We start from the raw sequence: 13,394 nt of genomic DNA, 5'->3' as shown, positions 1-13,394 counted from the left end.
GCCGCCTCCGCAAACCCGAAGCGTTGCGGCCGGTCCCAAAACAGCGCAAAGCCCCGCCGCCTCTTTTGGCAGCGGGGCTTTGAAATCCATCTGCCGTTACACCCGTCGGCCTCGGGCATTGCGGCTATCGCAGCAGGCGAAACCTACTTCCCTGCTGCTGCATTGCGTCCGGCGAGGCGGCCGAACGACATGGCCATCGAATGGCTCGCGCCCGCAACGGTGACAGGGTAGTCGACCAGGAAGCGGCCGCCCATCGTGTTGCCCGCAACGTAAAGACCGGGAACCGGGTTCTTCTCGGCATCGAGCGCATGCAAATCGGGATCGCAATCGATGCCGCCGATGAGCACGAGCATGCCCGAATCGCCGAACGGCACCGCGTAGAACGGCGGGTTCTCGACCGGGAACAGACGCGTCGACACCTTCGAGAAGTCCTCGTCGACGCCCTTGTGCGCAAGCTCGTTGTAGCGTTCGACCGTCGCCTTGAGCGCGTCGGCGGGTACCTCGATCTTGCCGGCAAGCTCTTCGATCGAATCTGCCGGGATGATCGAACCGGCCTCGATCTCGCCCTGGAAGTAGCCGTCGGAAGCATATCCGGCAGCGAAATGGTTGATGGCGTGCGCGTACTGCTCTTCTTCCTCAGGCGGAATGTAGTGGGTCACGCCGCCGAAGCACTGGGGCATAACGGAAAGCTGCTCTTTCCACTTGCTGTCGAAGATCTGGTAAGTCATGCCATCCTTCTGGCGCTTGATCTGGTTCTGAAGCTCCTGGGCTCCCACGTCTTCGTTTGCAAAGCGCTGGCCCAGCTTGTTCACCATGAGGAACGGATCGATGCCGATGGAATTGGTGCCGAGGCTGTGGGTCATCGGGGCGTACGGGCCGTCCTCCATGACAGCGCCTGCCCACATGGCCATCTTATGGCCGTCGCCGGTATTGACGGGCTTGCCGTTTTTATCCATCGAGCTGAAGAACACGCCGTACTTCGTTGCTTGCGGCGCGTAGTAGGTGAGCATCTCGGTATCGCTTGAGATGTCGCCCGTGGAAAGCACGACGCCCTTCGAAGCGTTGATGCGAATGATGTTGCCGTCTTCGTCGGACGCATACACGCCGACTACTTTGTCGCCCTCTTTGATGAGCTGCTCGCCCTTGGTGTTGAAACGCGCTTCGGCGCCGGAGGCCTGAGCGGCTTCGAGCGTACCGTGCATGGCCCATCCGTGATCGGGAAGCAGATGCACCATACCGGGGAAGCAGGGGTAGTTCTCCTCACGCCAGTTGTAGTTCTCGTTCACCGGGCAGCGCTCAGGAAACACGTAGGGCTTCTCGGGGTCGGTCGGCGTATCGGAATCGCTCGTGAGCAGCTCGTGCTCTGCGGTGCCGATATACCAGTCGAGGTCGGCTCCCGAGTTGCCGATCCAGTAGTTCAGAAGCTGCGCGTTGGGACGGTTGCCCATGACCTTCATGAGCTCGTTCACGACTTCCTGCGTCTCGGGCTGTTCGATGCCGAGCTGCTTGTGGATCTCGCTGCCGAACGTGCCGAACTCGCCCGAGCGATATCCCACATCGGGACCCTTATCGATGCCGATGACCTTAGCGCCGCTGTCGGCTGCTTCGCGCAGAGCGCAAACGCCCGCAAGGCCAAGGCCCACGACGCACACGTCGACATCGATCGTCTCGGTGACTTTCGACTCGTCGATCGGTTCGGGAGCGTTCATGAACGAAGGCACGAACTCGGTCGGGTTGCTGGTCGCAGCGGCCGATGCTGCGGCATCGCCCGAACCGGCAGCAGCGCTCGCGCCCTCTTTGGCCGCCGGCGCGCACCCGGCGATGCCGGCACCCGCCACAACGGCTGCCGTCGCTCCGAGTCCCAGGAATGCTCGACGCGATAGTTTCTTTTCTTCCATAATGATCCCCTTTCGATGATCGGTTCTCACAATCGGGCATCCGACCGCCTTCTCCGTTCAAGCGATCCGCAGCCCTTCCGTCTGCCTGCCCGATAACGACCCCTAGCTTACGAACGAGCACCGAAACCGTCATCACCCGAAGGATCCAAAGCCTCGAAAAGCGCTCGTTCACCTCACCCGAAACGGCTAAATTTCAAAACGGCTGATCAGGTGAGAGGCGCTTTATGGCGAAAAAACCGCTTCACCTGTATCATGGGATGATCATCCACGGGAGGAAGAGTACGCTGCACCATGAGCCGCAGCAAACGAGCAACACCATGAAGCAGACGATCACGGCCCCATACGCAGGGTTTTCGCTCTACCTGTTCGCCGACATACTGGCGTTCCATTCGAACACGGCCCTCATCGGAGGCGGAGCCCTCGGCGAATCCGCTGCAGAAGCGTTTTCCTACGCCTCTATCGCTTCGCGCATAATCGTCTTCCTTGCCTTCGCGCTGTTCGCCTCGCGGCTGCTGCGCAATCCCCTGCCGCGCCGCCTCGCACCTGCTATCGCCACTGCAGTCGCCTGCATCGGTCTTGCGCTTGCCATCGGAAGCGCAAGCGAAGCGTCGCCTGCACCGACCGTCCTGGCAGGCATGCTGTTCGGAGGTGCTCAGGGAATCATGGGGCTCATATGGCTGACCACGCTCCCCTCGCTCACCTACCGCACGAGCTATCTGTACCTGCTCGCAAGCCATGCCGCGGCAACGGTGCTCTGCGCACTCGTGCTGCTTTTGCCGTCTTCGCTGCTCATACCCGCACTCGCCGTATGCATGATCGGAGGCAACATCTGCGCGGTTATGCTCCCGCCGCTTAGAGCCCATGCGCATACGGCCCGTTCCCAAATCAAAGGAATTGCGCCTTTTCTCTGGAAGGGCGTGCTGGCCGTCGGCGTTTTCGCATTCCTCAGCGGTTTCGTCAGTTCGGTTGCGAGCCATGCTTCCGATCCGCTCGATCCTGTAGGCATGCAGTTCTTCGTGTTGGGCATATCTGCCGCCGTCATCGTCATCATGCTGATTCCGGCGCTCGCGTTTCATCAGCCCCTCAAGCTGGAAAACGGCTACAAGATAGCGCTCCCCCTCTCGGCTCTTGGCTTTCTCATTCTGCCCGGACTCGTTTCCGCCATACCGACCCCCGTGGCCGGAGTTTTGGCAACGACCGGCTACATGCTTACCGGCATCATACTGTCGTGCACGATCGCAGAAATCGCACGGGCGGCCGACGTGCCTTCGGCGCCGCTTTTCGCGGGAAGCGACACCTTGACGCTTTCCTGCCTTTTGGCTGGAACGGGCATCGGCTCGGTATTCGCCACCCGGCTTTCCGAAGCAGGTGCGGGCGTTGCCCTCATCGGGCTGGGAAGCCTCTACCTCATCGCCATCGCCGCATCATCGTTTCTGGGGCGACAGCGGGCGAGCCGCGACGCGCAGCAACCCGATGCCGAAACGCCTCTTCCCGCAGACGGAGCGACCGCATCCGCGAGCGAGAAGCCCGCAACCCTCGACGACATCGCCGACGAGCTTGGCTTCACCGATCAGGAACGCCAGATATTCATACAGCTCATCGAAGGACGCACGATCCCGCGCATCGCCCAGGATCTCTACCTGTCTGCGAGCACGGTGAAGTACCACACCCAGAAGATCTACCGCCACCTCGACGTCCATTCGCGCGCAGAGCTCGTTTCCGCGGTAAAGAACAGGCGGGGCATGCGAGCATGATGGCATTGAGACTGCTCGGGTTTTCGCTGTTTCTCTTCGCAGAGCTCATCTGTTTCCACGGCACCATCCTGTTTCCCGGCCTTTTGGGAGCCTCGCAGGAAATAGCCGTCGCCGTAATGACGGTAAGCCTGCTCAGCAAAGGCTTCGGCTACTTCGGATGCTTCTTCTTTTCCCTGGTGAGCACCTCAAAGCAGCGTCAATTCGGCAAGGTGGGCGCCGTGCTGTTCATCGTCGGCATCCTGGCCATGCCCGGACTTGGTTCGACAACAAGCTTCGGCGACATCTCGTTCGCAACGCTTATCGAGCTCATCGCCGCGGGCACGCTTCTCGGCGTGGGAGACGCGCTCATGAGCATCTCATGGGGCAGGCTATGCGCCGCGCTGCCGCTTCGCACGGCATATCTGTTCGTGCTCGGAAGCCAGACCGCCGCGCTCGTCCTGTACGCGGTGACGTTCGTGATTCCCAGCATCGCCCTCGTCTTCGCCGTGATCGCCTCGATCCTCGCCGTTGCAATCATCCTGATCAAACTGCCCGATCGGTCGTCGGTCGCCTTCGACAGTCCCCGCCTGCGATCAGCGTTCAGCGAGCTGTGGCGCCCGATCTTCGGCACCTCGGTATTCGCATTCCTCACCGGCCTCATGCCCTGGATATCGGGTCAATACGACGGGTCTATCGAAACCATGCGCCTGTTCTCGCTCGCAAGCAGCGCCGTCGTGCTTCTGCTGCTCGTCGCCCCTGTAGCCGTACTCAAGCAGAACATGCGCCTGGAGAACATCTACAAGCTGATCCTGCCCATCGTGGCGACGGGCTTTCTGCTGCTGCCCATCATATGGAACGGTTTCGGCGGAATCGTGAACGCATTTGTGGGGGCGGGCTCCTATGCTGCGGGCATCGTGCTGTGGTGCCTCGCCGCCGACACCTCGCGACGACACGATCTGAGCGCAACGACAAGCTTCGGCCTTGCTCTCGGCACGACATCGCTTGCCGGAGCGCTCGGCAAAGCGTTCGGATACTTCGGTGGCAGAACGCTCACCGAGGGCGATCTTTCCATCACGGCGATTTCGCTTGTCTCGCTCTACCTGCTTTCGATGATCNGCTTTCGATTATCGCTCTGTGCGTGTTCCGAAGGAACCCCGAACGGAAAGCGGGCGCCGCGCGCCGATCGGTCGTTTCCGCATCCCCGCCTGCGGCGCCCGCAACCAGCGGGCCTGCACGTGCCGTCGCGCCCGTCGATGCAGCCGGCAATCCGTCCGCCGCCCCGCTCGCTTCCCCGCCCGATACCTCCCTCGACGCAGCTCGCGAGGCCACCTGCGCAGCATTGGCCGAGCAGCACGATCTGACCGACCGCGAGCACGATGTGCTCGGCCTTCTATCGAAGGGCCGCTCGGTCGCCGACATCGCTTCCTCGCTCGGCGTCTCCGAGAACACCGCCAAGACGCACATCAAGAACGTCTACCGTAAACTCGAAGTGCATTCGAAACAAGACATCATCGAAATGTGCCGCGAGATAGAGACGGGCGAGCACTAGCGCTACAATATTCCCAACCGTTTTCGGCGGTCGAACGACAGGCGATCGCCGGCTCAGGACAGATGCCCGAGGAAGGATGACCCATGGCTCAACATTACACCCGCATCTTCGCAGCGCTCGACGGCGGATCAACCCAAGAAGCCGTGACCGCTCGGGCCATCGCGCTGGCCGAAGACAACCATGCGCACCTTGCGTTCGGCCATGTGATCGACTCGGTTCCCTACGAAGCATCGGGCACCGATTTCAAGGCTCTGTGCGAAGACGTTTCCGCTCGGCTCGAACACGACATCGCCGACACCCTGGAAGAGGCGCGCAACAACCCCGACATCCCCTCGTTCGAACTCATCGTGCGCGCCGGTCGCATCACAGACACGCTTGCCGAGCAGATGATCGAACCGTTCGATCCCGACCTCATCGTATGCGGTGAGCGCGGCCTTTCGAACATCAAGTACGCGTTCGTCGGAAGCGTCTCGACGTTCCTCATCAGGAACATGCGCTGCGACGTGCTGGTCGTAAAACAGAACTAGCGCAAGCGATCGCGCGATGGGAGCGCACGGCGGTTTGGTGGTTTGGCGGCGGCTATGGGTTCATATGCACGTTTTTCGCCAGATTCATACATGCGAAAGGCCCTGAAACCTAAGTTTTTTCGAAATCGCGGAAACAGCGAGACGTTTTCCCAGTTCAACAAAGCCCTAGATCTCGCATCAAGCGAAACAAAGATCTTGAACGTATGAATCTGGCGAAAATTGTGCAATTTGAAGTGCTTTTACCCGTCAAGGCCATCATTGGCATAGCCCCGTATGCAGCGGCCGCGCGCGGCTATACGGGAATATTCTCGAGCTTGCTCATGAGTTCGGCGCGATTATGCACGTCGCATTTCTCGTAGATGTGGCGCACGTGCGTTTTGACCGTAGCCTCCGAGATCACGAATGTCTCCTGGATGTACTTCGATCCGCGTCCGGTCACCCATAGCGCGAACACCTCTTTCTCACGAGGCGAAAAGCCATACTCCCTCGCCATCGCATCGATGCGGCTGGTTAGATTGCTACGGATCAGAAGGTCTTCGTCGACAATGCTTTCGCACTGGCCAAGCACATCCGCTTCCACCGCGGGTTCGGCTTTGGGGCGGCCCGACGCCGAAGCACCGTCGCCGACCGGGACGCCAAGACGCTCAAGCTCCTCGGGCGTGGGCGGCTCGAACAGAAACGTCGTATCGCGATCGGCGAACGTAAATCCAGCCGATACGAAAAGGATTCCGATGGCCAGAATGGCGAAGACCATCAGATCGCCGATCATCGCAAAGGCCGTCAGCTCGCCTGCAACGATGCCAACATGCACCGCAAGCCGCCCGACCGCGAAGATGAGCAGCGGCGGATAGTGCGTCGTCCGCGTTATCTCGACGAGCAGCGCCCAGGTAAGAATCTCGAACAGCACCGACGCCGTTGACATCATGAAGAACGCAAGCGACGCGTTATCTCCGCCGAACAGCGCGATCAGCACAAGGGCCAGCGCGAACAGCGGCATCGCCACGCGGTACAGCGTCCCAAGATTGAGGCTTACGCGGGAAACGAACATGCCGTAAACAAAGAACACCGCCGCACCGAACGCAATCGGCAGGCTCATGAGCACCGGATCGCGATATACCACCGGTGCGATATCGCCGAAATAGACGCGCATGCCCCCGCATACGAACAAGGCGGCTACAAGCCCGACCACGATGCGCCACGACAGCCCCGTTCGCAACAGGTTTGCAAGCTCGCCCGTCCAAGAGGGCCGAACGGCCGCCAAAGGCTCGCCGCTCCGATTCATCCCCTGTTTAGCCAGGCTGTAAGCCAGCGACGACGCGGCGAGCACCGGAAACAGCGATACGGCGATGGACGAAGCAGCTGGACTCATATGCGAAACGGCAAAGTACAGGATAGCCGCGCCGAAAAACGTCATCGAAGTAAACAGAACGGCGTTTCGAGCAGCCAGATCGCGATAGGCAACGCCCCAACCCAGAACGATTGCCGAGCACGTAAGGCCCGATATCACCGCACCGAGCACCGACAGGGCATCGTTTCCCGCCAGCCCCGGAAACGTGTAAAGCACGGTTCCCGCACAGGAAACGAGCGAACCGGCCACGAGCCCGACCCCGATGCGCTTGGAGTCGCATGCCATGATCCTGCGGTACAGAACCAACGCAATCGCAAACGTCACCATAGCCGCTGCCGACGATACGATGTGCACAACGGAAAGAATCTCGTGGGAGCCGCCCTGCACCGTCAGATCGGATGAGTTGAAGGACAAAAATACCCAAGCCCAATAAAAACTCAGGCCCGCATACCGCACCGTGAACGTTCGACTCGTATCGAAGAAGCCGCGCATGTTCCTCCCTGATGCCGTCCGGCATATCCAACCTGCCTATTGTAATGGATTTTTCAGGCCAAATCGGAAACCGCCTTTCAACAGTTGCAGCGTTTCCCGAGGTCGGGCATCAACCCTTTCAGTTGATGTTGATCGAAAGGCGATGAATCAACCTTTTTAGTCGGTGCGGGAGGGCGCGAAAGGCGGATACAGTGCGATCGTTGCATTGAGGGATGTTCAAGAGAAAGAGGAGACCATGAAAGAAACCCCCTTGACCAAGCACGGCATCAGCCGTCGCTCGTTTCTCGGCCTCGGCGCCACGGCGGCAGTCATCGCCGGCGCAGGCCTTGCAGGCTGCTCGCCCGCAGCCAAGGAAACCGGCAGCGCTTCGGGCGGCTCTGCTTCTGCCGGATCGGCTGCCGCCTCTACTGGAACCGCAAGCTTCCTCGTCGCCCCCGATCCTATTGCCGACAGCGACATCGCCGAAACCATCGATGCCGAGATCGTCGTGGTAGGCGCAGGCATCTCGGGCATCAGCGCCGTTCGCTCGGCGGTTGAAAACGGCGCCAAAAACATCGTGGTCGTCGAAAAGGGCACGACATGGCAGTACCGTTCGAACCAAGTCGGCTGCATCGGAGGAAAGATCCAGAAAGACCTCGGCATCGAAATCGACAAGAACGCCGTCGTCGCGCAGCTTATGAAGGAGTGCGGCTACCGCCCCAACCAGCGCATCCTGAATCTCTGGGCCGAAAACTCCGGGGAAGCGTTCGACTGGTTCCTCGCGCCGAGCGAAGGCAAGTACGTCGTCGAAGCGGAATCCGACCCCTACGACGGCGAGAGCATGAGCGTGCGCAAGATGCACTGGCCGCACCCCGACACCGCAAACGTCGCCGATGATTACTACCCCATTTTCGACGATTGCCAGATCTGCCTGCCCGACAACGGCCCCTACATCGAGGCCATGGTGAAAATCTGCGAAGATGCCGGCGTCACCTTCATGTACTCCACGTTCGCCCGCCAACTCGTACGCCCCGACAACACCGGTCGCGTCGAAGGCGTCATCGTCGAAGACATGGACGGCAATTACAAGAGGATCAACGCATCGAAGGCCGTGCTGCTCGCAACGGGCGACTACGCCTCGAACCTCGAGATGATGGAGCACTACGTGCCGTGGGCTGCGCGCTTCATGAGCATTTTCCCCAACACCGATGCGAAGGGCGAGATGACCAACACCGGCGACGGCCAGCAGATGGGCATGTGGATCGGCGCCAAGATGGAAGACGGACCCCACGCCCCGATGACCCACCATTTAGGCGGACCGCTCGGTGTGGACGCGTTTTTGCTCACCGACGTTTACGGCAACCGCATCATGAACGAAGACGTGGGCGGCCAACCGCTGCAAAACCAGATCTCCCGCGCCCCCAAGAAACAGGTGTGGCAGATCTTCGACTCGAAGTGGACCGAGCAGATCGGCTACATGGACACCGGCCACGGTAACGTGAACTGGTATGTCGAGAGCGGCTCCGAGGTTCCGAACGGCTCGTACGGCAAGAACGCCTACATCTCGCTCGAGAACAACGAGGACGGCAACACCCCCGGCTTCACGAGCTACTTCGAAGGCGCCAACGCACTCGGCAAGACCGCAGACAGCATCGCCGAGCTTGCAGAGCAGATGGGCGTCGACGCCGCCACGCTGCAGGCGACCATCGATCGCTACAACGAGCTTGCCGCAAAAGGCCACGACGACGATTTCGGCAAGCGCGCCGATCGCCTGTTCCCCATCGAGGAAGGCCCGTTCTACGCCTACCCGCTGACCGACACGGTAATCCTCGTGAACATGGGCGGTCTTGAAACCGACGTCGATTTCAACGTGCTCGACACCGAAGACGAGCCGATCGAGGGCCTTTATGCGGTCGGCAACACGCAGGGCGGTCGCTTCCTCGTGGACTACCCCTTGCCCGCCCCCGGCATCAGCCACGGCATGGCCATCACCCACGGCATGCTCGTCGGCCGCGTGCTCGCCGGACTGTAAGATCGCTGCGGCGTGCGGCTGCTCACCTGCCAGCCGCACGCTTCCGGGCACCACGTTCGAAGCTCATCGCCGAGCAGACGAACACCACCATTTCTTGCGGGCTGTCTCCCTCCTCCCTCAGCCTGCACATGCCGAAACGGCATCAAGGCGACCCGCGCATCATCCAGCGCGGGTCGCCCCTTGTTCGCCAGGCCCCTTCCCATCACGCGAATCGAAACAAATCCCTGCAACCAAAAAGGGTTCCGCCGTCCGTTTGGCGGTGTCAATAATTGGGAAATAAAAAAGCAACTTATACTCAATAAAGCAGGTATCAGTATTACCTCCCCCGCTTCCTAAAATGTCTGTAGTTCCAAAATGTAATGCACCATGGGATACAAAGGAGGAGTTCACATGGCTAAGCCCAAGGGGAAAGTTCTGATCGTTTCTGCCGTCGCCGCGTCTTTACTCGCGCTTACATGCATCAGCGCGTGCGCGCCAAGCGGCACCGGGAAGGCCGCCGCCGACAACGCCAGCACCGCAGCTGCTACCAACGAGAGGGCGACCATCGAGGAATGGAGGCAGATGTACCCCGACCAGTACGCTTCGTACGCCACCACAGGGTGGAACGTCGACAAAGGCGTCCGCGCCGGCCACTATTACATGTTCCAGAACATGCAGCAGTGGGACCATGCCAATCTCGACTGCATGTCCTGCAAGACCACGCAATGGGACGAGCTGTCTCAGGTATATGATGGCTCGACGCCGCTGGCCGATCTCGTGCCCGAAATCAATGCCTTCTTCGATTGCTACGTCTGCCACACCGATCCCGAGACCCTCGAGATCAATCCTGGCATCCGCTCGTTCGACACCAAGCGCGAGACCTACATTCCCGATGCTCCCGTAGGTACGGTTCTGTGCGGCCAGTGCCATACCGGCTACACCCCCGGCTTCGATATCGACACCATCTACGCCGAGCGAGGTGCCGAAAGCGCGGAAAAGGGTCCCGACGAGGCTACGGGTGCCCTGAAGATCAGCGCAGGCCATCCCGATGTGGAGATCTTCTACGACAGCACGCATGCCAATTTGGGTCTCGCCTGCATCGACTGTCACATGCCCACCATCGAGAACGCCAACGGCCAGCCGATGACCAACCACAACGCCTCTGGACGCCTGACCGACAACCTCGAGGCGCTCGAAACCTGCCTTGACTGCCATACTGCCCAGGGCGTCGAAGATGCCGCTCAGATGCGCGACTTCGTACGCAACGCCCAGGCCGAGCTCTACGCCGAGGGCGAAGAAGCACGTGCCCTGATCAACCAGCTGGGCGACATGCTCAAGGAGGCTACGGCCGCCGGCGAGGAGTCCGAAGCCCTGGATCAGGCGCGCGAGGACTACTCTCGTGCCAGCTACAACCTGACCTACGTCGAGGGCAAGCACAAGCTCGGCAACAAGGTCGCCCATGATCCCGAAGAGCAGCACGGGATCGTCGCCCAGGCCGCCGAACTCGCTCAACACGGCATCGACCTGCTGTCCTAAGCTTTACGGACAGGCACGGTAGCGCGTGCGGTTCCGGCGGTTCGCTGTCAGAGCGAACCGCCGGTTTTCGTTTGGACCCCTCTTCAATCAGAATCCTTGGAACTGATATACTCTGAAATACACCGTGGCGTGACGGGGGGACGTCGTAAACGACGCGGAGCGGTACCGATGTTTGAACGGGAGGTCGCATCATGAAGGTCATGTTCGCAGACGACGACGGCGACCTGCGCAAAGTTGTCGAGCGCGTCATGCTGGAAGACGGATTCGAGTTTTGCGGCGCAAAAGACGGCCTCGAGGTTCTCGATCGCATTGATGCGGAGCGCCCTGACGTTATCATCCTGGACATTTCCATGCCCTACATGGACGGTTTCGAGACCTGCTTGCGCTTGCGCGAACGCGGCGTGCGCACCCCCATCATCTTCTTGTCGGCGAGAAGCGATATCGTCGACAAGAGCGTGGGCTTCAGAGCAGGCTGCGATGACTACCTCACCAAGCCGTTCAGCCCTTTGGAGCTTTCCTTGCGCGCAGAGGCCCTGATCAGGCGTTGCGCTTCCAATACCGATGCGCCTGTTTTGAGCGATGCCGAAACCGCTCATGCCGTCGGCGCAAAGGGGCCCCAAGAAATTATCCGCATCGGCGACCTCGAAATCGATCTGGATGGATACGAGGTCAAGCTCAAGGGCCAGCCCGTCAAGCTCACATCCAAAGAGTTCGAGATCGTCGCGTTGCTCGTTTCCTCGCCCGGCAAGGTTTTTACGCGCGAGCAGATCCTCGATCATATCTGGGGAGAGAGCATCGGCATGGACCTGCGCAACATTACGGTGCTCGTTCGCAAGATACGTGAGAAGATGGAGCCCGTACCTTCCGAGCCCCGCTACCTCTTGACAGTGTGGCGCGTTGGCTACAAGTTTGCGAGTGCTTAGCGGCATCAAGAGTTGCAAGATCCAAAGACCCGAGGGGAAAGGCGCTGCTCGATGGGCACAACGGTCGCTTCTAGCGTGCAGGTAAGGCTGACTGAGGCGCTTGCCCGCAAAACAGCGCGTAAGCTGACGATTTCCAACTGCCTCGTTATGGCTGTGGTCTTGTTCGCGGTTCTCCTCATCCTCAACGTGCTGTTCTACGTGTTCGGACTCGCTCCCATCGACTCGCGTTCCGACTATCAGACGCAAGTCTTCATCGACGAGCATCAGTCGCCGGATGATCACGCCTACGGCCTGTCGACGTCGTTTATTCCCGTGCTGTACATCAAAACAGCCGACGGAGAGCTTCTGAACCTGCACCCTACCGACGAGATACCTCAGAACGATATCGATACGCTGCTGGCGCGCGATATGCCGTTCGGCGACTCGACCGCCGAGATCGACGGTCGGTTCTACCGCGTGCACCATACGCTCTGCGACGTCCCCATCACCGAAGGGGACCAAACCTACCACGTAGAGGAAATACTGTTGTTTCGCGATATCACCAAAGAGATAGTGCCGCGCCATCGTTTGATCGTCGCCAGCATCGTGACGTATCTGCTAAGCCTCGTTGCGATGATTCCCGCAGGATATTTCATGGCAAAGCGCGCCGTGGCGCCCATTCGCGATGCCTGGGAACGCCAGCGGCAGTTCTCTGCCGACGCTTCCCATAAGCTCAAAACCCCTCTTGCCGTGATGCTCGCCAACATAGAGATGGTGCTTCGCCATCCCGAGCACCGCGTAGCCGACGAAACCCTCGCGCTCCAAACGAGCCTGGATCATGCGTACAAGATGCGCAACACGCTTTCGGATCTACTGACGCTCACCCAGGTGGAGGAAAGCGTGGTGGACCACATGTATTCGGTTGTGGATATGGGCGATGTGGTAGAGCAGATGCACGAGGGTTTCGAGCAGCTTGCCATCCAGCAAAAGGTCGAGCTCAAAGTTAGCACCGAGAAGGGCGCGTTGGTCCTCGGCGACCGCGATCGGCTCGAGGAGCTGGCAACCGTCTTCGTCGAGAACGCCATCCATTACACCCAACCAGGGGGCACGATCTCGATCGAGTGCGCTCCCGAAGGCAAGTACGCTGTACTGGTCATCGCAGACACGGGCATCGGCATGGATTCGGAAACCATCGCCCACGCCTTCGACCGTTTCTACCGCTCCGAACGGGCGCAACAGGTCAATCCGCAGGGCACGGGGCTTGGACTTCCCATTGCCCAATGGATCGCCGGGCGCCATGGGGGTCGCATCGATATCGAAAGCAGGAAGGACGAGGGAACCACCGTCCGCGTTTGGCTGCCCCTCAAGAACGATTAGGGTCTGCCCCCGGCCCCTGCCAAGAAGTATGAGGAACCGCAC

9 protein-coding genes are annotated in these 13,394 nt (G+C 60.2%); 7 read left to right on the top strand and 2 right to left on the bottom strand.

The window, feature by feature from the left end; all coding sequences use genetic code 11:
• Positions 1-143: 143 nt before the first annotated feature.
• On the bottom strand, positions 144-1,898 hold the full coding sequence (locus tag C1719_RS01740; protein ID WP_102373519.1) for an FAD-dependent oxidoreductase: 1,755 nt from the start codon (positions 1,896-1,898) through the stop codon (positions 144-146).
• Positions 1,899-2,122: 224 nt separating this feature from the next.
• Between C1719_RS01740 and C1719_RS01735 the strand changes: the two genes are divergently transcribed.
• From C1719_RS01735 to C1719_RS01725, 3 genes are all read left to right on the top strand, one after another.
• A complete protein-coding gene (locus C1719_RS01735) occupies positions 2,123-3,652 on the top strand; it encodes a helix-turn-helix transcriptional regulator (RefSeq protein WP_102373518.1) in 1,530 nt (509 codons plus the stop codon).
• A gap of 1,318 nt (positions 3,653-4,970) precedes the next feature.
• Positions 4,971-5,180, top strand: coding sequence for a response regulator transcription factor (locus C1719_RS15620; protein WP_180963418.1), 210 nt, complete (start codon positions 4,971-4,973; stop codon positions 5,178-5,180).
• An 83-nt stretch (positions 5,181-5,263) separates the two neighbouring features.
• Positions 5,264-5,707, top strand: coding sequence for a universal stress protein (locus tag C1719_RS01725; RefSeq protein WP_102373517.1), 444 nt, complete (start codon positions 5,264-5,266; stop codon positions 5,705-5,707).
• 292 nt (positions 5,708-5,999) lie between these two features.
• On the opposite strand, the gene C1719_RS01720 is transcribed toward C1719_RS01725, so the two are convergent.
• Positions 6,000-7,547: a helix-turn-helix transcriptional regulator gene (locus tag C1719_RS01720; RefSeq protein WP_102373516.1), complete on the bottom strand. Its 1,548-nt coding sequence runs from the start codon at positions 7,545-7,547 to the stop codon at positions 6,000-6,002.
• A 235-nt stretch (positions 7,548-7,782) separates the two neighbouring features.
• Between C1719_RS01720 and C1719_RS01715 the strand changes: the two genes are divergently transcribed.
• The 4 genes from C1719_RS01715 to C1719_RS01700 all read left to right on the top strand — a co-directional run bounded on the left by C1719_RS01715 (position 7,783) and on the right by C1719_RS01700 (position 13,352).
• Complete coding sequence (locus tag C1719_RS01715; RefSeq protein WP_102373954.1) at positions 7,783-9,558, top strand: FAD-dependent oxidoreductase; 1,776 nt, start codon at positions 7,783-7,785, stop codon at positions 9,556-9,558.
• A gap of 390 nt (positions 9,559-9,948) precedes the next feature.
• On the top strand, positions 9,949-11,073 hold the full coding sequence (locus C1719_RS01710) for an ammonia-forming cytochrome c nitrite reductase subunit c552 (protein WP_180963417.1): 1,125 nt from the start codon (positions 9,949-9,951) through the stop codon (positions 11,071-11,073).
• Between the two features lie 191 nt (positions 11,074-11,264).
• The gene (locus C1719_RS01705; RefSeq protein WP_180963416.1) at positions 11,265-11,996 is read left to right on the top strand and encodes a response regulator; all 732 of its coding nucleotides are present in this window, start codon (positions 11,265-11,267) and stop codon (positions 11,994-11,996) included.
• Positions 11,997-12,047: 51 nt separating this feature from the next.
• The gene (locus C1719_RS01700; protein WP_102373513.1) at positions 12,048-13,352 is read left to right on the top strand and encodes a sensor histidine kinase; all 1,305 of its coding nucleotides are present in this window, start codon (positions 12,048-12,050) and stop codon (positions 13,350-13,352) included.
• The last annotated feature ends 42 nt before the right edge of the window (positions 13,353-13,394 follow it).

The sequence above is a fragment of the Raoultibacter massiliensis genome (genome assembly GCF_900199545.1).
In the GTDB taxonomy this organism is placed as follows: domain Bacteria; phylum Actinomycetota; class Coriobacteriia; order Coriobacteriales; family Eggerthellaceae; genus Raoultibacter; species Raoultibacter massiliensis.
The sequence above is the reverse complement of the archived record's forward strand: the minus strand, read 5'-3'. Positions and strand labels throughout refer to the sequence as shown.

Bases quoted from the DNA above. Each gene is read 5' to 3' on its own strand.
- C1719_RS01740 (WP_102373519.1), bottom strand. From the start codon at position 1,898: ATGGAAGAAAAGAAACTATCGCGTCGAGCATTCCTGGGACTCGGAGCG.
- C1719_RS01735 (WP_102373518.1), top strand. From the start codon at position 2,123: ATGGCGAAAAAACCGCTTCACCTGTATCATGGGATGATCATCCACGGG.
- C1719_RS01725 (WP_102373517.1), top strand. From the start codon at position 5,264: ATGGCTCAACATTACACCCGCATCTTCGCAGCGCTCGACGGCGGATCA.
- C1719_RS01720 (WP_102373516.1), bottom strand. From the start codon at position 7,547: ATGCGCGGCTTCTTCGATACGAGTCGAACGTTCACGGTGCGGTATGCG.
- C1719_RS01715 (WP_102373954.1), top strand. From the start codon at position 7,783: ATGAAAGAAACCCCCTTGACCAAGCACGGCATCAGCCGTCGCTCGTTT.
- C1719_RS01710 (WP_180963417.1), top strand. From the start codon at position 9,949: ATGGCTAAGCCCAAGGGGAAAGTTCTGATCGTTTCTGCCGTCGCCGCG.
- C1719_RS01705 (WP_180963416.1), top strand. From the start codon at position 11,265: ATGAAGGTCATGTTCGCAGACGACGACGGCGACCTGCGCAAAGTTGTC.
- C1719_RS01700 (WP_102373513.1), top strand. From the start codon at position 12,048: ATGGGCACAACGGTCGCTTCTAGCGTGCAGGTAAGGCTGACTGAGGCG.